Source organism: Micrococcus sp. KRD077 (genome assembly GCF_017168505.1).
GTDB classification, from domain to species: Bacteria; Actinomycetota; Actinomycetes; order Actinomycetales; family Micrococcaceae; genus Micrococcus; species Micrococcus luteus.
Genome location: NZ_JABFAZ010000032.1, coordinates 51,258 through 73,363, shown reverse-complemented (window position 1 = coordinate 73,363; position 22,106 = coordinate 51,258). Strand labels below are relative to the sequence as shown.

The window sequence follows — 22,106 nt, the reverse complement described above, 5'->3', positions numbered from 1 at the left end:
GGCGGTCGTCGGAGGGGGTTCAGAGGAAGGCGGAGTGACCGGTGAGGCCGCGGCCCACGATCAGCGAGTTCACCTCGTAGGTGCCCTCGTACGTGAAGATCGCCTCGACGTCGCAGAAGAACCGGCCGAGCCCGACGTCGGCGAGGATGCCGTTGCCGCCCATCATCTGGCGGCCCAGCGCGGCCGACTCGCGGCACATCTGGGAGGTCTTCAGCTTCACCAGGGAGGCCTGCGTCATGGACACCTCGCCGGTGGCCTCCAGCTGCACCGCCCGGTGCGCCATGCCCAGGGTGGCCGCCAGGTTGGCCGCGATCTGCACGAGCAGGGACTGCACCAGCTGATGCCCGGCGATCGGCCGGCCGAACTGAGTGCGCTCCAGCGCGTAGCGGCGGGCGGCGTCGAGGATGCCCTGCTGCGCGCCCACGGCCTGCCAGCCCAGGCCGTTGCGGGAGCCCAGCAGGATCACGTTGGTGTCCGCGAAGGTGTTCGCCTTCTCCAGCTTGTTCTCCGCCGGGATGCGCACGTCCGTGAAGGTGATGTCCGCGTTCTGGACGATCTTCACCGCGGTCTTGTGCTCGATCTTGGTGGCCTCGTAGCCGAGGGTGTCGGTCTCCACGATGAAGCCCTTGACCTGGTCGTCCTCCTCGTCCCGGGCCCACACGATCGCGATGCGGGACATGGTGCCGTTGCCGATCCACCGCTTGGCCCCGTTGATCACCCACTCGTCCCCCTCTCGGCGGGCCGTGGTGGCCATGCCGCCGGCGACGTCGGAGCCGTGCTCCGGCTCGGTCAGCGCGAAGCAGCCGGTGTACTCCATCGCGTACAGGCCCGGCAGCCACGTCTGCTTCTGCTCCTCCGAGCCCAGGGCCTCCAGGGTGGCCCCGACGAGGTCGTTGTGCAGGGCGAAGTACACGCTGAGGGAGATGTCCGCGCGGGCCAGCTCGGCCATCAGGTGCCCGCGGAACAACGGGTCCTCGGTCATGCCGCTGATGTGGTTGTAGCCCAGCTCCCCGACGCGGCGGGCGATCTCGTGCGGGAACTCGTCCCGGCTCCAGGCCTCCGCCACGTGCGGGGTGACGATCTCGGCCAGGGCGGCGCGGATCTCCGTGAGCTCCTCCTGCTGCTCGGGCGTCAGGAGGCGGTGGTACTCGAGGACGTCGACGTCGATCAGCGAGCGGGTGCGGGAATCCGTGGTGGTCATGAGGGGCTCCTGGAGGTCGTTCGAGGGGGGTGCTGAGTCGTGGGGGTCAGGCGGTGGGGCTGGCCAGGGCGGTGAGCGGGATGCCCCGCTCCTCCCCCCATGCCTGCCAGTGGGCGGCGTCGTGCCGGGAGAGGGCCTCGGTGAGCTGCGCGCGGACGTCCCCGTCCGCGTCCAGCCCGAGGCCCTCGACAAGCGCGGCCGCGAAGTGCGGCTCGAGCGCGCCGACGGCCACATGGCCCTCGGCCGCCGGATACACCCCGTAGTGGGGCAGGGCCCCGCCCAGGGGGCTGCGCGGGCCCGTCATGCGGTGCCGGTTGGGCAGGGCCAGGGCGTGCGCCGCATCGGCGAGCGCCACCGTGGCATGCCCGCCGTCCCCGTCCGCGCCGCGGGCCCACAGCAGGGCCAGCGCGGCGGAGACGGCCCGCTCGGCACCGTGCAGATCCGCCGCGAGGATCCGCGGTGGAGCCCCCGGCGCCAGCAGGCCCGCCGCGGCCTGGTAGTTGATGTCATGGCCTGGCACGTCCGTGCGGTCCCCGTCGTATCCGGTGATGTCCACCTGGCAGATCCGCCGGTGGCGGGCGCGGACGGCGTCGGCGTCCAGGCCCAGCCGGCGCAGCGCCCCGGAGCGGTGGGAGGTGAGGAACACGTCCGCCTCGGCCAGGATCTGCTCCATCTCGGCAGCCCCGGCCTGGGACTTCATGTCCACGGTGCGCACCGACTGCCCGCGGTGCAGCTCCTCGTAGAGGGCCGGCACCAGGGTGGCCACGGGGTCCCCGCTGGGCGGGAGCACCGTGACGATGTCGGCGCCCAGCTCCTGCAGGCGGGCCGCGGCGACGGGCCCGGGCAGGTTCAGCGCGATGGTCACCACGCGCACCCCGGCCAGCGGTGCGGCGCTCATCGGCCCGGCCCCTCGCCTCGCTCGGCCAGCTGTCGGAGGGTGCCGCCGGGACGGAACCGCTCGCCGTAGCGGTCGGCCAGCTCGTCGGCGCGGGCCACGAACGCGGCCGGTCCGCCCTCGCGGTGCGTCATGAACGTCACTGGCCCACCGGTGTGCGGCGGGAAGCCGATGCCGAACACGCCGCCGAGGTTCGCCGAGGGGGCGTCGGTGAGGACGCCGTCGTCGAAGCAGCGGGCCGTCTCGATGGCCATGCGGTACAGCAGGCGGTCCTGCAGGTCCTGCTCGGGCACGTCCGCCCCGGTGGCGAAGTGCTCGGCCAGGCCTGGCCACAGGTGCTTGGGGCCCTGTTCCGGGTACTCGTAGAAGCCGGCGCCCTGAGCGCGGCCCGGGCGGCCGAACTCGTCCACCATGCGCTCCACCACGCGCTCGCCCGGACGCACCGGACGCTCACCGCCGGCCTCGGCGACGGCCTTCTCCTCCTCGCGGCGGATGTGCTGGATCAGGGTCAGGGAGACCTCGTCCATCATGGCCAGCGGGGAGGCCGGGAAGCCGGCGTGGCGGGCCGCCCGCTCGATCCGCTGCGCGTCCACGCCCTCCTCCACGAGGGCCGCGGCCTCGAGCACGAGCGTGCCGTAGACGCGGGAGGTGTAGAAGCCGCGCCCGTCGTTGACCAGGATGGGCAGCTTGCGGATCTGCTGCACCAGGTCGTAGGCGCGCTCCACCGTGCGCGGGGAGGTCTGCTCACCACGGATGATCTCCACGAGCTTCATCCGGTCCACCGGGGAGAAGAAGTGCAGGCCGATGAAGTCCTGGGAGCGCTCCCGCGGGCCCTGCAGCAGGGTGATCGGCAGCGTGGAGGTGTTGCTGCACAGCAGGGTGTCCGGGCCGACCACCTTCTCCACCTCGGCGAACACCGAGTCCTTGAGCTCGACGTCCTCGAACACGGCCTCGATCACCGCGTCCACGTGCGCGAGGTCCTGATAGTCCTCGGTGGGCTGCACGCGGGCCAGGACGGCGTCGGCGTCCTCGCGGCTCATGCGCCCCTTCGCCACGCGCCCCTCGAGGAGGGCGCCCACCCGCTCACGGCCGCGCTCGGCGGCCTCCAGGCTGACGTCCTTGAGCATCACGTCCACGCCGTTGAGCGCGAGCGCGTGGGCGATGCCCACGCCCATCATCCCGGCGCCCAGCACCGCCGCCGTGGTGATCGTGCTGCGCTCGCGGGAGGGACCGCCCAGGGCCGCGCCGGAGCGCAGCGCCTGCATGTCCGAGTGGAACGCCTGGATCATGGCGGAGGAGGTGTGGCCCGTCACGAGGGACACGAAGTACCGGGTCTCGATGCGCGAGGCGGTGTCGAAGTCCACCTGCGAGCCCTCCACCGCGGCGCTGAGGATCGCCTTCGGGGCGGGCAGGTCCGCGCCGTGGAGCTGCCGGCGCAGGGTGGCGGCGAACGCGGGCAGGCGGGAGGCGAAGGAGGCCTGGGCGGGGGTGCCGCCGGGGATCCTGAAGCCCTTGACGTCCCAGGGCTTCGCGGCGGCGTCGGCGTCGTCGCGGTGCTCCAGGATCCAGCGCTTGGCGGCGGGCACCAGGTCCGCGGGGTCGGTCACGACCTCGTCGAGGATCCCCTTCTCCATCGCGGCCCGGGCGTCGCGGGCGGTGCCCTGCAGCAGCCAGTCCATCAGGGCGCGCTCCACGCCCACCATGCGCACCAGGCGGGTGATGCCGCCGCCTCCGGGCAGCAGGCCCAGGGTGACCTCCGGGAGGCCGACCTTCAGCCCCGGGTCGTCCACGGCGATGCGCCGGTGGCAGGCCAGCGCGATCTCCAGGCCGCCGCCGAGCGCGGTGCCGTTGATCGCGGCGACCACGGGGCGGCCGAGGGTCTCGAGGCGGCGCAGCTGGCCCTTGACCCGCTGCGTCAGCGCGAACACGGACTCCACGTCCTCGGGGCCGGCCTGGGCCAGGGAGTCCAGGTCGCCGCCGGCGAAGAAGGTCTTCTTCGCGCTGGTCAGGACGACGCCGGTCACCGTGTCCCGTTCCGCCTCCAGGCGGTCCACGACGGCGTCCATCGCGTCCTGGTACCGCTCGTTCATCGTGTTGACCCGCGCCTGCGGGTCGTCCATGGTCAGCGTGACGACGCCGTCGGTGTCCTGGTCCCAGGTGATCATGTGCTCACTCATGCCGGTGCTCTTCCTGCCGTGCTGGTCGGTCGGGTGGGTGGGGCGCTCAGACGCGCTCGACGATGGTGGCGACGCCCATGCCGGCGCCGATGCAGAGCGTGGCGATGCCGGTCCGCAGGTCGCGCCGCTCGAGTTCGTCCACGAGGGTGCCGAGGATCATGGCGCCGGTGGCGCCCAGGGGGTGGCCCATGGCGATCGCGCCGCCGTTGACGTTGGTCTGCTCCTCGGTCCAGCCCATCTCCTTCATCAGCAGCAGCGGCACGGCCGCGAACGCCTCGTTGATCTCCACGAGGTCGATGTCCGCGGCGGTCATGCCGGCCACCTCGAGGGCCTTGCGGCACGCCGGGGTGGGGCCGGTGAGCATGATGGTGGGCTCGGAGCCGACGACGGCGGCGGAGACGATCCGGGCCCGCGGGCTCATCCCGGCCCGCCGGCCGGCCTCCTCGGAGCCGATCAGCGTCAGCGCGGCGCCGTCGACGATGCCCGAGGAGTTGCCGGGGTGGTGCGGGTGCTCGATCTCCGCCAGCGAGCTGTACTTCTCCAGCGCCACGGCGTCGAAGCCCGCCTCCCGACCCAGCGCCTCGAAGGAGGGCTTGAGCGTGGCCAGGGTCTCCACGGTCGAGTCGGGGCGGATGGTCTCGTCCCGGTCCAGCACGGTCATCCCGTTCATGTCCGTCACCGGGACCACGGAGCGGGCGAACCGGCCCTCCTGCCACGCCGCCGCAGCACGGCGGTGGCTCTGCGCGGCGAAGCGGTCCAGCTCTGCGCGGCTGAATCCCTCACGGGTGGCGATCAGGTCCGCGGAGACGCCCTGCGGGACGAAGTCGGTGGCCAGGGAGGTGGCCGGGTCCATGGCCCACGCGCCGCCGTCGGAGCCCATGGGCACGCGGGACATGGACTCCACGCCGCCGGCCACGAGCAGAGACTCCCAGCCGGAGCGGATGCGGGCGGCGGCCTGGTTCACGGCCTCGAGCCCGGAGGCGCAGAACCGGTTCAGCTGCACGCCGGCCACGGTCTGCGGCAGGCCCGCCTTGAGGGCGGCCACCCGGGGCAGGACCGCGCCCTGGTCGCCCACCGGGCTGACGCAGCCGAGGATCATGTCCTCGATGTCGGCGGGGTCGAGCCCCTCATGGCGGTCGCGCAGCGCGTGGGTCAGGCCGACGACGAGGTCGATCGGCTTGACCTCGTGGAGGGAGCCGGAGGGCTTGCCGGCACCGCGCGGCGTGCGGAGGGCGTCGTAGAGGAAGGCGTCCTGGGTCACGGGGTCTCCTGGGGTCGGGGTGGGTCTGGGGAGGTGGCGGGCCGGTCAGCGGCCGGAGGTGAGGGCGTCGGCGTAGTCGGCGCGCAGCTTGCGCTTGTTGACCTTCCCGACGCCGGTCCGGTCGATCTCCGTCACGAAGCGGACCTCGTCCGGCAGCTGCCAGGTGGCGAAGCGCTCGGCGAGTGCGGCGAGGACGGCGTCCTGGTCGACGTCGGAGTCCTCGTCCCGCACCACGAGGGCCAGAGGACGCTCCTCCCACTGGGGGTGGGGGACGCCGATCACGGCGGCGTCGCGGACCCCGGGGACGGTCATGATGTGGTTCTCCAGGTCGATCGAGGAGATCCACTCGCCACCGGACTTGACCACGTCCTTCAGGCGGTCGGTGACCTTGAGGTAGCCCTCCGGGGAGAGGTAGCCCAGGTCCCCGGAGCGCCAGTAGCCCTCGTCGTCGAAGCCGGCCTCGGTGGCCTCGGCGTTGTCCGCGTAGGAGGTGGTCACCCAGGGCCCGCGCAGGCGGATCTCGCCCACGTTCTCCTCGCCGGGCGGCAGCAGCTCGCCCAGGGGGTCGGTGATCTTCACGTCCACCCCGACGACGACGAGGCCCTGGAACCGCTTGAGGTTCCACCGCTCATCCTCGGAGAGGGTGTCCATGAGGCTCGGCTTCATGCGGTTGAGGGAGACGATGGGCGAGGTCTCCGTGGCGCCGTAGGCGTGGATGACCTCCGCGCCGGTGAGCTCGTCGAAGCCGCGCATCATGGCCACGGGGGGCTCCGTCGCGCCGCACAGCAGGCGCACGCCGTCCATCCGTGGGGGCGTCTCGAGGGTGCGGAGGTGGTGGAGCATCGGCATGAGGATCGCGGGGGCTGCCGGGGCCACGGTGACGCCGTGGTCCACGAGGGTGGAGGTCAGCCACGGGGTGTCCGTGAGGTTGAACCGGCCCGGCAGCACCAGGCGCGCGCCCACGGCGACGGCGGCGAACGGCAGGCCCCAGCACTGCGCGTGGAACATGGGGGTCAGCAGCAGGGCGGTGTCCGCCATGGTCATGCCCAGGGTGGACACCACGGCGTGCGCGTGCAGCCAGGTGGCACGGTGCGAGTAGAAGACGCCCTTGGGGCGGCCGGTGGTGCCCGTGGTGTAGCAGGCGCCGGAGGCGGAGCGCTCGCTCACGTTCGGCAGGCCCCCTGTCTCGAGCGGCTCGTGCCCGTCGAGGAGGGCCTCGTAGGAGAGGACGTCGTCGCGACCGGCCCAGTCGGCGGGGAGCTCACCGTCGCCGGCCACGATCCAGCGGACGCCGTCGGGCAGGTGCGGTTCGAGCGCGGCGGCGAGCTCCAGGAGGGTCTCGTCCACGACGATCGTCCCCACCTGCGCGTGGGTGATCACGTAGGCCAGGTCCGTGGGCGCCAGGCGCAGGTTGAGCTGCACCATGGTCGCGCCCAGCAGCGGGACGGAGAAGTAGGACTCGAGGTGGCGGACGTCGTTCCACAGCAGCAGGCCGACCCGGTCCCCCGGCCCGACGCCCTCGGCGCGCAGGGCCGCGGCGATGCGGCGCACCCGCTCCCACACGGCCGCGTAGGTGGTGGTCTGCCACGGGGAGCCGCCGCCGCGGGTGTGGATGATGTGCTGATCCCCGAAGGTCCGGGCGGCGTCCCGCAGGAGGCGAGTGGTGGTGAGCTGCTCGTCGTCGCCCATGGTGGACGGGGTGCCGAGGACGGTGTCGGTGGTCTGCATGGGTCCCCCTGGGAGGTGTGGTGGTCGCGGAGGCGGGCGGCAGTCATCTGTGACGTGCCTCACTGGGCTGGTGTTGCACACTCAAGCACGATGTTGCACTAGCGTGCAAGAAGGGTGCGGGGGGCGTTTCGATCCCTGCCGTAGGGTTCAGCGAGCCCCCGCATCCTCATCTCCCGACCACGGGCCATCCCATCCGCCGACCCAGCCCCGAGGACCCGATGAACACCCCCCTGCCCTTCGATCAGGACGATCTCTCCTCCCCCGCGCGCCTGCGCCTGGCGGCCCTCGAGCTGTATGCCGAGCGGGGGGTCGAGATGGCCAGCGTCCGCGAGATAGCGCAACGGGCCGGCGTCGCCCCCGGGCTGGTGCGGCACCACTTCGGCAGCAAGGCGGGGCTGACCCGCGCCGTCGACGACGACGTGCTGCGCCTGATCGCCGCGACCCTCGACGAGGTCCCGCTCGTGGGCACCCCACAGGAGGTGTCCGCGGCCCGCGACGCGGCGTTCGCGGACCTGCTGGCCGACCACCCGGTGGTGGGGGCCTACGTGCGCCGCTCGCTGCTGGAGGCCGGCGGGGAGACCGAGTCCCTGCTGGAGCGCCTCGTGGACCTGACCACGGAACAGACCGAGCGCCTGCGCCGGTCCGGCTTCGCCCCGCGGCGCAGCATGCCGACGTCCGTGTTCGGCACCGTCATCCGGCAGATGGGGCACCTGATGGTCGACCCGTCGGCGGACCGCATCTGGCGCCGGATCGCCGAGACCCAGGAGGGCGCCGCCGAACAGGCGAGCCCGCGGGTGCGGCTCGTGGTGGATCCGCCGCGGTGAGCAGGATCGCCGCCCACCGCGGCGGCGTCCGCGTACGCCTGCGCCGCCCAGTCCTCGCTGACCCCGACGAGCTCCTCCGGGTCCTCCTGGGTGGCCACGACGCCGGCCCGCCCGTTCCGGGAACGCCTGCGGTCGGTATGAGCGCACTTTTCAGGCTCGGAGCGACCGCACGCGTTCCAGGTCCGCCAGCTCACCCGCCCCCGCACGCGCCGTTTCCCGAACGAAAACGCGAGGTGGGGCGTAGCCTGGCCGCCATGACCACCGTGTTCTACGACGACCAGGGCCGCCCCGAGCCGCCCTTCGCCGCGGGCGAGGCCGCCACCCTGCTGGGCTTCCTCGACTTCCTGCGCGCCACGATCGAGTGGAAGACGGCGGACCTGGACACGGCGGCGCTGCACCGCCGGCTGCCGGGGCACCCGTCCGCGATGACGCTCGGCGGCCTGCTCAAGCACCTCGCGTTCGTCGAGTTCTGGTGGTTCGAGGCCGTCGCCCTCGGCGAGCCCACCTCGGCGCCCTGGGTGGGAGCGGACTTCGACGCCGACCCCGACTGGGACTGGCACAGCGCGGCGCAGGACTCCGCGGCGGACCTGCGCGCCCTCTGGCAGGGCCAGGTGGAGCGCTCCCGGCAGATCGTGGTGGACCTGCTCGCGGCGGACGGCGACGACGGCGACGCGGCCCTGGCCCGCGCCCACCGGATCCGGGAGGGGCGGGACCCGGTCTCGCTGCGGTGGATCCTCACCCACATGATCGAGGAGTACGGCCGCCACGCCGGCCACGCCGACCTGCTGCGCGAGGGGATCGACGGCCAGGCCGGCGAGTGAGCCCGCCCCACCCGCAGTCCCGCCTGCGGTCGCACCCGGGTTCATCCCCTCGTCGGATGCCCGGCCCCACGCCGGCTGGGTAGATTCTGTGCCATGGCCTCCCCCTCCCCTGCGTCCGCGCACCCGTCCGCCCCCGAGAGCGGGACGGGCCTGGGGTTCACCGGCGCGGCGGGGATCACCGGGCTCACCGCCGCCGAGGTCGCCGAGCGGGAGGCCGCGGGCCTGGTCAACGTCCAGTCGCGGGACACGTCCCGCTCGCTGGGGCAGATCCTGCGCGTGCACGTGTTCACGCTGTTCAACCTGGCGATCGCGCTGTGCGCCGTCGTCGTGATCCTGATGGGCCGCTGGCTGGACCTGCTGTTCTCGCTGGCGGCCGTGGCCAACGTGGTGATCGGCGTGGTCCAGGAGTACTCGGCCAAGCGGAAGCTGGACCGGATCGCGCTGCTGCACCAGGACGACGTCGTCGTCATCCGGGACGGGGCGCGCGTGCCCCTGCCGATGGCGCGGATCGTGCGGGACGACGTCGTGGTGCTGCGCCGCGGCGACCAGGTGCCCGTGGACGGCGAGGTCCTCGTCTCGGACGGCCTGGACATGGACGAGGCGCTGCTCACCGGGGAGAACGACCCCGTGCCCAAGACCCCCGGGGACGCCGTGCTCTCGGGCTCGGCCGTCGTGGCCGGCGCGGGCCTGGTGCGCGCGACGGCGGTGGGCTCGGCCTCGCACGCGGCCCGGCTCAGCGCCGAGGCCCGCCGCTACTCCGCCATCCACTCGGAGCTGCGCGGCGCCCTGGAGAAGGTGGCCCGCTGGCTGACGATCGCCCTGGTGCCGATCATCGCGGTGATCGTGCACGGCCAGATGACGGCGGTCGGCGGCTGGTCCCTCGCCCTCTCCCAGCCGCGCGAGGCCGCCCTGGAGCCCGCGCTGATCGCGTCCGTGGCGGCGGTGACCAGCATGATCCCGCAGGGCCTGGCGCTCATGACGACCATCGCGTTCGCCGTGTCCGCGCTCAAGCTGGCCCAGCAGGAGGTCCTCATCCAGGAGCAGCCCGCCGTGGAGGTCCTGGCCCGCGTGGACACCGTCTGCCTGGACAAGACCGGCACCCTCACCGAGGGCGGCGTCCGGTTCGACCGGCTCACCGCGCCCGCCTCGGCGGACGCGTCCCCGGACGCCCACGACGACGGCGCCCCGGCCGAGGTCGGCGACGGGGCTCGGGCCGTGCTCGCCTGGTTCGGCGCGGACCCGGACGTGAACCCCACCGCGGCGGCCCTGCGCGAGCCCTTCACGGCCGTCCCGGCCGTGGACCCCGCGGCCCAGGTGGCGTTCTCCTCCGCGCGCCGGTGGTCGGCGGTCGCGTTCGGCCCGGAGGCCGGGGCCGCGGCCGGCACGTGGCTGCTCGGCGCGCCCGAGGCCCTCGTGGACGAGCGGCTCCTGGGCCCCGACGCCGCCGAGGCCGTCCGCGCCCAGGTCCACGCCGACGCGGACGCCGGCCGCCGCGTGCTGCTGCTGGCCCGCACGGACGCGCCCCTGATCGGGGATGCGCTGCCCGCCGGAGGCGTCCCGGTCGCCGTCGTGACGTTCCGCGAGAACGTGCGCCCGGACGCCGCCGAGACCCTCGACTACTTCCACGCGCAGGGCGTGCGGACCGTGGTGATCTCCGGGGACAGCCCACGCACCGTGGCCGCCGTGGCCCGCGAGGTGGGCCTCGAGGTGGCGGGCCAGGCCTATGACGGGCGCACCCTGCCGGACGAGCCCGGGGAGCTCGCCGCCGTGATGGCCGAGCACGACGTGTTCGGCCGCGTCAGCCCGGACCAGAAGAAGGCGATGGTGCAGGCGCTGCAGTCGCGCGGGCACGTGGTGGCCATGACCGGCGACGGCGTGAACGACGCCCTGGCCCTGAAGACCGCGGACCTGGGCATCGCCATGGGCAACGCGGCCCCGGCCACCAAGGCGGTGTCCCGGATGGTGCTGCTGGACGGGCGCTTCGACCGCCTGCCGCGCGTGCTCGGCGAGGGCCGCCAGGTGATCGCGAACATGGAGCGGCTCGCCCACATCTACCTGACGAAGACGACGTACGCGCTGCTGTTCGGCGTGGTGTTCTCCCTGTTCGCGTGGCAGTTCCCGCTGCTGCCGCGGCAGGCCTCCACCGTGGACTTCATCATGATCGGCGCGCCCACGTTCTTCCTCGCGCTGCTGCCGAACCCGCGCCGCTACGTGCCCGGATTCCTGGGGCGGGCGCTGCGGTTCGCGATCCCCTCCGGCGCGGTGATCCTGCTGTCCATGGTGGCCCTGCATTCGTACGTGCGCCTCACCGCCGGCGACATCGACCTGGCCCGCCAGCAGGCCGCGTTCATGATCACCCTGACCCTGCTGGGCCTGTGGGTGCTCAGCGTGATGTCCCGGCCGCTGAGCGCGCGCGTGGTGGTCCTCATCCTGGCGATGTACGCGGTGCTGGCCGCCGTCGTGCTGGTGCCGGCCTCCCGCTGGTACCACCGGATGGAGGTCCCGCCCACGGACGTGCTCGTGGCCGCGCTGGTGGTCGCCGCGCTCGGGTGCGGACTGATCGAGGTCATCCACCAGGTGCACCGCCGCCACGTGGCGAGGGTGCTGGCCGCCGCGGGGGCCTGAGACCCCTCAGCGGCGGGCGCGACGCACGGCGGCCCGGTAGTCGAGCCACGTCCACACCAGCACGACGACGGCGACCAGCAGGTACGCGACGTCCCACGCGCTGAGCCGCTCCCCGGCCACCACGCCCGGGAGACGGGTGGCCAGGATGAGCACCACGAACGCGGTGACCGCCCAGGCCCGCCGGCGGGGCGGCGGGCCCAGGCGTCGTCGTCGAGGGCGGCGGGGGGCTCCCCCACGGGCCGGCGGGCCGGCGGGAGCAGCCGGTGCGCGAGCCAGGCGAGGCCCGCGCAGACCGGGGCGACGGCGAGCAGCCAGAACGTGCTCCCGGTGAACAGGTGCGTCTGCGCGTTCACCTCGACGAGCCACCATGCGAGCACCAGCCCGAGGGCCAGGAGGGCGGCGACGGCCACCAGCGTGGCGGCCAGCCGCGGGACGCGGGCGAGGAGCCGCTCCCAGAGGACCATCACCGCCGCCCCGGGCACACTCATGAGCACCGGGGACAGCAGCAGCCCCCACGTGTAGTCGGTGGTGAGTCCGTCCCGGAGCAGCCAGACCAGGCAGAACAGGACGGCGATGCCGGCCGCGACCGTGAAGCCGAGCACCGGCACATCGCGCCAGGTGGCGTCGGGTGTGACGGGGTCGGAGTGGGGGCGGATGGTCATCGGCCGGGTCCTTCCTGTGTGCTCCGTTGCGGATCCCTTCCGGCGACCCTACGGCCTGCTCGAGCACGTCTCCGCATCGGGCGCCCTCCCTCGTGCCGGCGTCGGCGTCGCTCTACCGTGGGGCCATGGACTCCACGCTCTTCACCCGTTCGGCCGACCGCGCCGCCCACGACGACGTCAACTTCCGCACCCGCAAGTGGGTCAAGCCGGAGGACCTCAACGCGAACAACACCCTCTTCGGCGGCTCGCTGCTGCGCTGGGTCGACGAGGAGGCGGCCATCTACGCGACCCTGCAGCTGGGCAACCCGCGGTGCGTGACGAAGCTGATCTCGGAGATCAACTTCCTGGCCTCGGCGAAGCAGGGCGACATGATCGAGATGGGCCTGCGCGCCACCGAGTTCGGGCGCACGTCCCTGACCATGCGGGCGAAGGTGCGGAACATCGTGACCGGCGAGATGATCCTGACCATCGACAAGATCGTGTTCGTGTCCCTGGGCGAGGACGGCAAGCCCGTGCCCCACGGCTTCACCGAGATCACCTACGACCGCGACCGTCTGCCCCTGGACAACCCCCTCTGAGCCGGCCCGCCGCCCCACGCGGTCCGGGGGCGGGCGGCTCTAGTCGATGCCGCGGGCGGCCAGGGCGTCCCCGACGTCGTCCGCGTGCTTGAAGCTGAGCACCAGCAGCGGCAGCGCCCAGGCCCACGGCGCCATCCGCACCCCGCGGGCGGCCTGCGCATGCCGGATCTGCTCGGCCAGGGCGCGCAGGTGCCCGATCGAGGAGAGCACCAGGCCCATCGCCAGGCCCACGCGGTCGGCGCGGAACCCCGCCCGCGCCAGGCGCGGCCCCGCCCACGGGATCCGCTCGACCGGCCGCAGCACCGCCTCGGCCACCCCGGTCATGTCCGCGATCCGGGTGGTGCGCGTCAACACCTGCGCGGTGAGCACGAGCCCGAGCACGCGCGCCACCATGAGTCCGGCGGCGAACGCGTCGGTGAAGATCCACTGCGCCGCGAACAGGACCACGTAGAACAGCCACAGAGCGCGCAGGTCGGAGGCGATCATCGCCGCCCCGCGCCGCAGCCCGAAGCCCACGAGATACGCGGTTACGGCGCCCACGACGGCGGCGCCCGCGGTCCACAGGGACAGTGGCAGCAGGGTCAGGGCCAACACCCACACCGCGAACAGGCCCGTCTTGAGGCCGGCGCGGGCGTGGTGCAGGGGCGAGTCGCCGTGGATGTACAGGGAGAGCATCAGCGCAGCTCCGCCGCCACGGCGTGATCCAGGAAGTGCTCGTACGCCTCGACCACGTCCTCGGCCGGGCCGGTCCGCTCCACACGGCCGCCGTGGACCCACACGGCCTCGTCGCATGCACGGGCCAGCTCGAGGTCGTGGGTCACCAGCAGCAGCTGGAACCCGTCCGGGGCGGAGGGGTCGGCGGCCAGCAGCCGGTCGGCCACGATCCGCCGGTGCCGGCCGTCCAGCAGGGAGGTCGGCTCGTCGGCGATCACCAGGGACGGCCCGGTGGTCATCACCGAGCACATCGCCAGCCGCTGCGCCTGCCCCGAAGACAGGGACAGGCACGCCCGGTCCGCGAGCGCGGTGAGCCGGTGCTCCTGGAGCGCCGCGGCCACGCGCGCGGCGACGTCGTCCTTGGTCAGGCGGCGGCCGGCGTCGTCCCTGAGCGACTTCACGGTCAGCTCCACGTCCTCCCGGACGGTGGGCATGACCATCTGCGCGGCCGGGTTCGCGAACACGAAGCCGACGGTGCGGCGCAGCGCCTTCACGTCCCGGACGGCGTCCACCCCGTGCACGGTCACCTCCCCGGCGACGACGTCGGCCAGCCCGGCGATCGCGCGGGCCAGCGTGGACTTGCCGGAGCCGTTCTCCCCGATCACCGCCACACGCGGGGCGGTGAGGGTGAGGTCCACGCCGTCGAGGAGCACGACGACGCCCTCGGGGCCATCGGCCTCGACGCGGACGCCCGTGAGGGTGACGGAACGGTCCGGGCTCATCGGAAGGCGCGGGGGTAGGCCTTCCACAGGCCGACGACGAGGATGACGGACACGACGAGCTTGAGCAGGTCACCGGGCACGAACGGGGCCATGGAGAGGACGGCGGCGCCGAACTCCATCCCGGCGATCCCGACGAAGCCGAGCACGCCGAAGAAGTAGACCATCACGACGCCACCGATCAGCCCGGCGACGGCCGCCCCGAGCGCGACCCGTCCGGCGCCGAGGCCGGGCCGGGCCCGGGAGGTGAGGGCCCAGAAGATCAGGCCGACGATCAGCGCGGACGGGATCCAGCCGAGGATGAAGCCGGCCGTCGGGCCGGCGAACACGCCCAGGCCGCCGCGGCCGCCGCTGAGCAGCGGCAGGCCGAGCGCCACGAGGCCGGCGAACAGCGCCATCGAGGCGGCCCCGCGCCACGGGCCGAGGATCACACCGGCCAGGATCACGGCGATGTTCTGCAGCACGATCGGGGCGGGCACACCGGCGACGGCGATCGGCGGCACCAGACCGAGGACGGCCATCAACGCGGTCATGACGGCGATGCGCGCGAGGCTGCCGCCGGCGGAACCGCGACGGGGGCGGCCGGCGTCGGTGGGGCGGTCCGCCGTCGTGGTGGCCGCGGGGCGGACGTGGCCGTCGTGGGACGAGGGCACGGAAGTGCTCATGGAGGGACTCCTGGTGCGGAAGCGAGTGCGAGGGGGCGCTCAGCCGAGGCGCGGGGCGCATGGCGAGTGCCCGACGAGTTGAACAGTGTTCAGGAGTCTACTGCAGGGGCGGAGGTGTGGGCGGCCGGGGTGCGTTCCCGGGGCGACACCGAGGCAGCGGTTGTCGAGATGCAACGAAGATTTCAGAAACGCGCGAATTTGATTCATACGCCGGTCAGGCCCTGAAGGGTTGACATCGGCTCCTCCTGCCCCTCGCCTGACCAGCGCACGGGATCACGGGCGCTACGCTCGATCCATGTGTCGAGATGCAGCGAAGATTTCACAAACGCGCAAGTATGTTTCATACGACCACGAGTCACTTAGGTCTTGACCTTTGAACATCGATCGACTAAGGGTCATAGGGGACTGGTGCACGTGTAGGTGACAGCCGTCTTCACGCCGCGTCTGCGGGCGTGTGGTCCATGATCAACTCGTACTCGACCGGCGTCAATCGGCCCAGGCGCACCTGCCGGCGGCGGCGGTGGTAGGTCCGCTCGATCCAGGTGATGATCCCGGCCCGCAGCTCGTCCCGGGTGTCCCAGTCGCGTCGGTCCAGCACGTTCTTCTGCAGCAACGCGAAGAAGGACTCCATAGCCGCGTTGTCCCCGGCAGCACCGACCTGACCCATGGACCCGATCAGCCCGTGGGTGGTGAGGGCGTCCTGGAATAGGGCCGAGCGGAACTGCGAGCCGCGGTCCGAGTGCACGATGCACCCGGCCACCGCATCGGTGCCGCCGCGGCGTGCCACGGCCTGCTCGAGGGCGTTCACGGCCAACGAGGCCTGCATACGCCCGGCCATGGAGTACCCCACGATCCTGCCGGCGTAGAGATCCTTGATCGCGCAGAGGTAGAGCTTGCCCTCACTGGTGGGGTGCTCGGTGATGTCGGTCAGCCACAGCCGGTTCGGAGCTTCGGCAGAGAAGTCCCGGCGGACGTGGTCGTCGTGCACGGGTGGGCCTGGGCGGGTCCCGTACTTGCCACGCTTGGCCCCGAACCCGCAGTGCCACCCGTTCTGGCGGCAGAGCCGCCAGGCAGTACGGGCGGCCATTCGCTCCCCGGCCGCCTCGGCCTCGTCCCGCAGCAGCCGGTACCCGAACTCCGGATCGTTCAGGTGAGCGGCGTGCAGGGCGTTGGCCCGGTAGGCCTGCTCCACCTCAGAAACGGCGACGGGCTGGTCCCGCCAGCGGTAGTAGGGCTGGCGGGCGAGCTTGAGGACCCGCAAGGACACCGCGACCGGGATCTGGTCGGCGGCGAGCTCGGACACGAGCGGGTACATCATTTTTTCGGCAGGTTCGCCTGGGAGAGGTAGGCCGCGGCGCGGCGTAGGACTTCGTTCTCCTGCTCGAGGAGCCGGATCCTGCGGCGGGCTGCGCGGAGTTCTTCGGCCTCGGCCTTGGTGGTGCCTGGGATGTTGCCTGCTTCGATATCGGCCTGGCGAATCCAGTTCGTCAGGCAGGACTCGGAGATGCCGAAGTCCTTCGCGATGTCTTTCAGATGGGTGCCGGGCTCACGGTTCTGCGCGACCCGGACGACATCATCGCGGAACTCTTTGGGGTAGGGGGCGGGCATGGTGCACATCCTTCCCTGTGGTGTGGGAACACCACAGATCGTATGTCACCTGTACGTGCGTCAGTCCCTCCCTCGGCCGTCGGCCTGTGCACGATCGGCCCCTTGACCACAGGGGTCAGGAGCACCGGGGTCGGGACGCGGATATGGTCTGTCGTTCCCAGGGCCGGGGCTTCTGCTCCATCGCCGACCGGCGTCGAGGCGTGCCACCCACCTGTCGCACCGCCCCACCCCGCCAAGATCACCGTGTGGTCTCGTACGGCGCCGGCAGGTTGACTCCCTAGGGGGGACCGACTGCAGCGGGCCGCGGAGGGGAGTCCTAGTAGTGGTTATCGCGCGACGTCGACGGTGCCCCGGTCGGGCACCGTGGCGGTCAGGAGGACCGCGGCCAGCGCCCCGCCGACAATGAAGATGTCCGCGATGTTGCCGATGAACCAGTTCCCGTAGGCGAGGAAGTCCACCACGTGGCCTTGCCCGAATGACGGTGGGCGCAGGAGCCGGTCACCCAGGTGGGAAGTCACCGCGCCGCCGAGACACCCGATCACGATCGCCCAGGACACGGTACGGACCCGGAGGGTGAACCAGATCGCCGCGGCGACCGCCACCGCCGAGATGATGGTGAAGATCCAGGTCGAGTTGGCCCCGAACGAGAAGGCCGCCCCGGGGTTGTAGGCCAGCTGGAGCCCGAGCAGCTCACCCAGGAGCGGGACTCGCTCGCCCGTGGACAGGCTGTTCTCCGCCCACCACTTGGTCACCTGGTCCAGGACCACTACGCCGGCCCCGATCGCAATGGTCAAGAGCACCAGGGGGTACCTGCGCCGGTGGTTCATTCGTGTCCTTTCGCGATGCGCCCGTTTCCCGGCGCCTCAGTGGATCTGCTGACCCCGGCGCGACCTGTGAAATCGCTGGCAGGTACCGGATGGACCGGACAGGTCGGGTCTCACCGGGCCTGGGCGTCTCTGTCCCGCAGGCACGGTAGGAGCTCATCCCGTGGTGGCGGGTTGGGCTTGCCGGTCGGTGAGGGGTTCCAGGGCGGTGCGTCGGGTGGTGGCGGCGCGCAGGCCGTTGCCGATGACGATGACCTCGGCGACCTCGTGGACCAGGACCACGGCGGCCAGGCCGAGGACGCCGGTGATGGCCAGCGGCAGCAGCACGGCGATGATCAGCAGCGAGAGAATGATGTTCTGATTGATGATGGCCCGGCCGCGGCGGGCGTGGGCCAGAGCTTGGGGGATCAGGCGCAGGTCGTGGCCGGTGAAGGCGACATCGGCGGATTCGATGGCTGCGTCCGAGCCGGTGGCGCCCATGGCGATGCCGACCTCGGCGGCGGCCAGGGCGGGAGAGTCGTTGATGCCGTCACCGATCATCGCGGTGGGCCGGGTGCCGGTCAACTGGTGGACGGCGGTGGCCTTGTCCTCGGGGCGCAACTCGGCGCGCACGTCGTCGATGCCGGCCTGGTCGGCGATCGCCCGGGCGGTGCGGGCGTTGTCCCCGGTGAGCATGGTCAGGTCGATGCCCTGGCCGGTCAGGGTGGTCACGACGGTGGGGACCTCAGGGCGCAGTTCGTCACGGACCCCGATGGCCCCGGCGACCGCCCCGTCGCGGTGGATGATGACCACGGTCATGCCCTGGTCCTCCAGCCCCTGGACCTGGGCCGCCAGGGGGCCGGGGGCCAGCCAGCGGGGGCTGCCGACGGTGACGGTAGCCCCGTCCAGGCGGCCGGTGATCCCGTGCCCGGCGGTCTCGGTGACGCCCTCGGCCGCGGGCGTGTCCGGGGTGGCGGCGGTGATGGCCGCGGCCAACGGGTGGGTGCTGTGCTGTTCCAGTGCCGCGGCCCAGCCCAGCACTTGGTCCTCGGTGATGCCGGGGGCGGCGAGCACGGCGGTGACGGTGGGCTGGTTGCGGGTCAGGGTCCCGGTCTTGTCCACCGCCAGGTGGCGGATCCCGCCGAGGCGCTCGAAGGCGGCCCCGGATTTGATGACCACCCCGAACCGGCTGGCCGCGCCGATCGCCGAGACCACGGTGACCGGCACCGCGATGGCCAGCGCGCAGGGCGAGGCGGCCACCAACACCACCAGGGCGCGGGTGATCCACAGTTCCGGGTCCCCGAGCAGGGACCCGAGGGCCGCGACGAGCACGGCCAGGATGAGCACCCCGGGCACCAGGGGCTTCGCGATCCGGTCGGCCAGCCGGGCCCGGTCCCCCTTCTCGGCCTGGGCCTGTTCGACCAGGTGCACGATGGTGGTCAGGGAGTTGTCGGTGCCGGCGGCGGTGGCGTCAATCTCCAGGGCCCCGGCGGTATTGATCGACCCGGCCGAGACGGTGTCTCCCGGGCCGACCTCGACCGGGATGGACTCGCCGGTGATCGCCGAGGTGTCCAGGGAACTGCGCCCGGTACGCACGATCCCGTCGGTGGCGACCCGTTCCCCGGGCCGGACCACGAGCACCTGCCCGGGTCGCAGGTCCTTGGCCTCGACCTCCACCGTGGCCCCGCCGGCCCGGATGGTCGCGGTCTCGGGCACCAGTTTCAGCAGGGCGCGCAGGCCCGCCCGGGCCCGGTCCATGGCCTTGTCTTCCAGGGCCTCGGCGATGGAGTACAGGAACGCCAGGGCGGCGGCCTCCTCGATGTAGCCCAGGATCACCGCGCCGATGGCGCTGATCGTCATCAGCAGTCCGATCCCGAGCCGGCCCCGGGTGAACAATCCGCGCAGCGCCCCGGGCACGAAGGTCCAGGCGCCCAGCACCAGCCCGACCCAGAACACCACCGTGGCCACGAGACCGGCCCCGGACCATTCCAGGACCAGCCCGGTGAGGAACGCCAGCCCGGAGAGCGCCGGGAGCAGGATGGCTGCATCGCGCCACCACGGCCGGTGCTCCTCGTGCTCCTCGGGTGCACCGGGAGTGGGGGTCGGGGCCTCGCAGCCGCAGGCGGCGCTCACGAGGCCACCTCCGCCGTGTCGCAGCACCGGGGTACCGGGCAGCCCGGGTCCAGGCAGGGCGCGGAGGCATCCACCGCGAGGGTCACCTCGAGCAGACTGCTCAGCGCCCGGGCCAGGTGCGCATCGACGATCGCGTACCGGGTGCGGCGGCCCTGGTGCTCGACGGCCACGATCCCGCAGTCCCGCAGGCAGGCCAGGTGGTTCGACACGTTCGACCGGCTCAGCCCCAGGGCCTGGGCCAGCTCGGCCGGATACCCGGGGCCCTCCAGCAGGGACAGCAGGATCCGGGATCGGGTGGGGTCGGCCATCGCCCGGCCCAGCCGGTTCATCACGTCCAACCGTGTCGCAATCGTCAGCATGTGGTGAACTATACAGCCTGCACTGTAGTCTCTTGCGGGGTTTCGCCCGGGCCGGGCGACCCCGATCGATTGAATCAGTGAGGACCCTCCGTGACTGCCCGTTGCTGCCCCACCTTCCCGCATCGCCGCTGCCGGGGCCGAGGAGGACGGCCATGAGCCTGGGTGGGTTCTTCGCCGAGATGGTCCAGTCCGGGGCACTGCTGGTGGCGATGCCGCTGGCCGTGGTCGCCGGGCTGGTGTCCTTCCTCTCCCCGTGCATCTTGCCGCTGGTGCCCGGATACCTGGGGTATGTCTCCGGGCTGGCCGACCCGCGCCGGGCGGACAACCGGCGCCGGGTGATGACCGGGGTGGGACTGTTCATTATGGGCTTCGCCGCGGTGTTCACCCTCTACGGGGCCGCCTTCGGGGTGATCGGCGGGTGGCTGTTGCAGTGGCAGGACGCGCTGATCCGGGCCTTGGGGGTGTTCGTGATCCTGATGGGCCTGGTGCTCATCGGCTGGCTGCCGTTCCTGCAGAACACCCGGCGGATGTCCTTCCAGCCCAGGACCGGGATCGCCGGGGCCCCGCTGCTCGGGGTGGTCTTCGGCCTGGGCTGGACCCCGTGTATGGGCCCGACCCTCAGCGCCGTGCTGGCGTTGAGCACCACCACCGGGGACCCCTGGCGCGGGGCCCTGCTGGGCTTCCTCTACTGTCTGGGCCTGGGCATCCCCTTCGTGCTGGTGGCGATGGGCCTGGACTGGGTCACCCGAACGCTGGGCTTCGTCCGCCGCCACATCCGCGCCTTCAACATCATCGGCGGGGTACTGCTGGTGCTCGTCGGGGTGCTGATGGTCACCGGGATCTGGACCCTGTGGATCTACCAGCTGCAGAACCTGGCCGGCACCTTCACCACCCCCGTCTAACCCCGCCCGGGTCAAGCCCCTCGTGATGGTGTAGCGGTCTGATCCTTCATGGGGGTCAGGCGCTGAGGCCGAGGGTGAGTTCGGTGTCGGGGTCCACCTCGTCTCCGGTGTTGGTCACGGTGGTGAGCCTGCAGCGGGCCAGGACTTCGAGACCGAGGTAGCGTCGACCCTCGGCCCATTCATCGGTCTGCTCGGCCAGCACCGCACCCACTAGCCTGACGATGGCCGCCCGGTTGGGGAAGATGCCCACCGCGTCGGTGCGACGGCGGATCTCCCGGTTGAGCCGCTCGGCCGGGTTGTTCGACCAGACCTGCGTCCAGACGTCCTTCGGGAACGTGGTGAAGGCCAGGATGTCCGCCCGGGCGGCGTCGAGGTGCTCAGCCACGGTGGGCAGCTTCTCGCTCACGTAGTCCAGGAGCCGGTCGAACTGCGCGTGCACGCTGGCCGCATCGGGCTGGTCATAGACCGAGTGCAGCATGGCTTTCACGGCCGGCCACATGTTCTTCGGGGTAATGCCCATCAGGTTCGCCGCGTAATGGGTGCGGCAGCGCTGCCACGTCGCTCCGGGCAGGTTCGCCGCGATGGCGTCCTTGAGTCCGGTGTGGGCGTCAGAAGTGACCAACCGGACCCCGGCCAGGCCGCGGGCGACCAGGTCGGCGAAGAACTCGTTCCACGCCGCCCCGGTCTCCGAGGTGGCGACCCGCAGGCCCAGGACCTCGCGGTGGCCGTCAGCGTTGACCCCGGTGGCCAGCAGCACCACGGCGTTGACCACGCGCCCGCCCTCGCGGACCTTCATGCTCAGCGCATCGGCGGCCACGAACGTGAACGGGCCGGCCACCCCGAGCGGGCGGTGGCGGAAGGCCTCGACCTGCTCGTCGAGCTCGGTGGCCATCCGGGAGACTTGGGACTTGGACAGGGCGTTGACGCCCAGAGTCTTGACCAGCTTGTCCATCCGTCGGGTCGAGACCCCGGCGAGGTAGCAGTCAGCGACCACGGTGATCAGCGCCGACTCCGCTCTCTTCCTGCGTTCAAGTAGCCAGTCCGGGAAGTACGTGCCCGATCTGAGCTTGGGGATGGCCACGTCCAGGGTGCCGACCCGGGTGTCCAGGTCCCGGTGGCGGTACCCGTTCCGCTGAGCAGTGCGCGAGGAGCTGGGCTTGCCCCATTCGGCACCGACCACCGCGTCGGCATCCGCGGACAGCAAGGTGTTGATCATGGTCTGCAGCAGATGGCGCATCATGTCCGGGGACGCTTCAGACAGGGCTTCTCCGAGCAGGCCGGCAGGGTCGAGAATATGAGGAGCGGTCATCGTGATGACTCCATTCGAGGATTCTGTGGAAGGTTGACTCGACGGATCACACGGTGGCCGCGTCCACGTCTGAGACGACACGCCCGACCACCGGGCGCTACACCACTATGCGGGACTCAACT

Annotated in this window: 19 protein-coding genes; 5 read left to right on the top strand and 14 right to left on the bottom strand. The window is 72.1% G+C overall.

The window, feature by feature from the left end; genetic code table 11:
- Positions 1-19: 19 nt before the first annotated feature.
- Genes J1M39_RS08115 through J1M39_RS08095 form a run of 5 tightly spaced genes read right to left on the bottom strand, consistent with a single transcriptional unit; the run spans position 20 to position 7,262 of the window.
- Positions 20-1,201 carry an acyl-CoA dehydrogenase family protein gene (locus J1M39_RS08115; protein WP_069941810.1) on the bottom strand — a complete coding sequence of 394 codons (1,182 nt, stop codon included), beginning with the start codon at positions 1,199-1,201 and terminating at the stop codon, positions 20-22.
- 46 nt (positions 1,202-1,247) lie between these two features.
- The gene (locus tag J1M39_RS08110) at positions 1,248-2,099 is read right to left on the bottom strand and encodes a CoA transferase (RefSeq protein WP_044658735.1); all 852 of its coding nucleotides are present in this window, start codon (positions 2,097-2,099) and stop codon (positions 1,248-1,250) included.
- Complete coding sequence (locus J1M39_RS08105) at positions 2,096-4,273, bottom strand: 3-hydroxyacyl-CoA dehydrogenase NAD-binding domain-containing protein (protein WP_070709039.1); 2,178 nt, start codon at positions 4,271-4,273, stop codon at positions 2,096-2,098. Before J1M39_RS08105 ends, J1M39_RS08110 begins: the two co-directional genes overlap by 4 nt.
- Positions 4,274-4,319: 46 nt before the next feature.
- Complete coding sequence (locus J1M39_RS08100; RefSeq protein WP_206496655.1) at positions 4,320-5,534, bottom strand: acetyl-CoA C-acetyltransferase; 1,215 nt, start codon at positions 5,532-5,534, stop codon at positions 4,320-4,322.
- A 45-nt stretch (positions 5,535-5,579) separates the two neighbouring features.
- A complete protein-coding gene (locus tag J1M39_RS08095; protein ID WP_041104681.1) occupies positions 5,580-7,262 on the bottom strand; it encodes a long-chain-fatty-acid--CoA ligase in 1,683 nt (560 codons plus the stop codon).
- A 218-nt stretch (positions 7,263-7,480) separates the two neighbouring features.
- Here J1M39_RS08095 and J1M39_RS08090 point away from each other — a divergent pair, with 218 nt between their 5' ends.
- The 3 genes from J1M39_RS08090 to J1M39_RS08080 all read left to right on the top strand — a co-directional run bounded on the left by J1M39_RS08090 (position 7,481) and on the right by J1M39_RS08080 (position 11,532).
- The gene (locus J1M39_RS08090) at positions 7,481-8,086 is read left to right on the top strand and encodes a TetR/AcrR family transcriptional regulator (RefSeq protein WP_044658732.1); all 606 of its coding nucleotides are present in this window, start codon (positions 7,481-7,483) and stop codon (positions 8,084-8,086) included.
- A 254-nt stretch (positions 8,087-8,340) separates the two neighbouring features.
- Positions 8,341-8,907 (top strand): DinB family protein, encoded by a 567-nt coding sequence (locus J1M39_RS08085; RefSeq protein ID WP_100059152.1) that lies wholly within the window; start codon positions 8,341-8,343, stop codon positions 8,905-8,907.
- Positions 8,908-9,000: 93 nt separating this feature from the next.
- Complete coding sequence (locus J1M39_RS08080) at positions 9,001-11,532, top strand: HAD-IC family P-type ATPase (RefSeq protein WP_095353720.1); 2,532 nt, start codon at positions 9,001-9,003, stop codon at positions 11,530-11,532.
- A gap of 6 nt (positions 11,533-11,538) precedes the next feature.
- On the opposite strand, the gene J1M39_RS08075 is transcribed toward J1M39_RS08080, so the two are convergent.
- A complete protein-coding gene (locus J1M39_RS08075; RefSeq protein WP_206496654.1) occupies positions 11,539-11,688 on the bottom strand; it encodes a hypothetical protein in 150 nt (49 codons plus the stop codon).
- 631 nt (positions 11,689-12,319) lie between these two features.
- On the opposite strand from J1M39_RS08075, the gene J1M39_RS08070 reads away from it, so the two are divergent.
- Entirely contained in the window at positions 12,320-12,772 is a 453-nt protein-coding gene (locus J1M39_RS08070; RefSeq protein WP_049147545.1) for an acyl-CoA thioesterase, read from the top strand.
- Positions 12,773-12,811: 39 nt separating this feature from the next.
- Here the strand turns inward: J1M39_RS08070 and J1M39_RS08065 are convergent, their stop codons facing one another.
- The 7 genes from J1M39_RS08065 to cmtR all read right to left on the bottom strand — a co-directional run bounded on the left by J1M39_RS08065 (position 12,812) and on the right by cmtR (position 19,773).
- Positions 12,812-13,447 carry an energy-coupling factor transporter transmembrane component T family protein gene (locus tag J1M39_RS08065; RefSeq protein WP_036336646.1) on the bottom strand — a complete coding sequence of 212 codons (636 nt, stop codon included), beginning with the start codon at positions 13,445-13,447 and terminating at the stop codon, positions 12,812-12,814.
- The gene (locus tag J1M39_RS08060; RefSeq protein ID WP_036313854.1) at positions 13,447-14,208 is read right to left on the bottom strand and encodes an energy-coupling factor ABC transporter ATP-binding protein; all 762 of its coding nucleotides are present in this window, start codon (positions 14,206-14,208) and stop codon (positions 13,447-13,449) included. Before J1M39_RS08060 ends, J1M39_RS08065 begins: the two co-directional genes overlap by 1 nt.
- Positions 14,205-14,870 (bottom strand): biotin transporter BioY, encoded by a 666-nt coding sequence (locus J1M39_RS08055; RefSeq protein WP_036313851.1) that lies wholly within the window; start codon positions 14,868-14,870, stop codon positions 14,205-14,207. The genes J1M39_RS08060 and J1M39_RS08055 overlap by 4 nt, the downstream gene beginning before the upstream one ends.
- 433 nt (positions 14,871-15,303) lie before the next feature.
- Positions 15,304-16,478, bottom strand: a protein-coding gene (locus J1M39_RS08050; protein ID WP_102708792.1) for an IS3 family transposase whose coding sequence is annotated in 2 segments (ribosomal slippage) — positions 15,304-16,191 and positions 16,194-16,478 — 1,173 coding nt in all. Because the reading frame shifts where the segments join, the coding sequence is not laid out codon by codon here.
- Between the two features lie 326 nt (positions 16,479-16,804).
- Positions 16,805-17,278, bottom strand: a complete 474-nt coding sequence (locus J1M39_RS08045; RefSeq protein ID WP_230297579.1) for a signal peptidase II — start codon at positions 17,276-17,278, stop codon at positions 16,805-16,807.
- Positions 17,279-17,458: 180 nt separating this feature from the next.
- Positions 17,459-19,414, bottom strand: coding sequence for a heavy metal translocating P-type ATPase (locus J1M39_RS08040; protein ID WP_170721174.1), 1,956 nt, complete (start codon positions 19,412-19,414; stop codon positions 17,459-17,461).
- The gene (gene cmtR / locus J1M39_RS08035) at positions 19,411-19,773 is read right to left on the bottom strand and encodes a Cd(II)/Pb(II)-sensing metalloregulatory transcriptional regulator CmtR (protein ID WP_036313923.1); all 363 of its coding nucleotides are present in this window, start codon (positions 19,771-19,773) and stop codon (positions 19,411-19,413) included. The genes J1M39_RS08040 and cmtR overlap by 4 nt, the downstream gene beginning before the upstream one ends.
- A 152-nt stretch (positions 19,774-19,925) precedes the next feature.
- Between cmtR and J1M39_RS08030 the strand changes: the two genes are divergently transcribed.
- Positions 19,926-20,675: a cytochrome c biogenesis CcdA family protein gene (locus tag J1M39_RS08030; protein WP_036313837.1), complete on the top strand. Its 750-nt coding sequence runs from the start codon at positions 19,926-19,928 to the stop codon at positions 20,673-20,675.
- A gap of 55 nt (positions 20,676-20,730) precedes the next feature.
- Here J1M39_RS08030 and J1M39_RS08025 read toward each other — a convergent pair whose 3' ends face one another.
- Positions 20,731-21,984, bottom strand: a complete 1,254-nt coding sequence (locus J1M39_RS08025; RefSeq protein WP_095694973.1) for an IS256 family transposase — start codon at positions 21,982-21,984, stop codon at positions 20,731-20,733.
- Between the last annotated feature and the right edge of the window lie 122 nt (positions 21,985-22,106).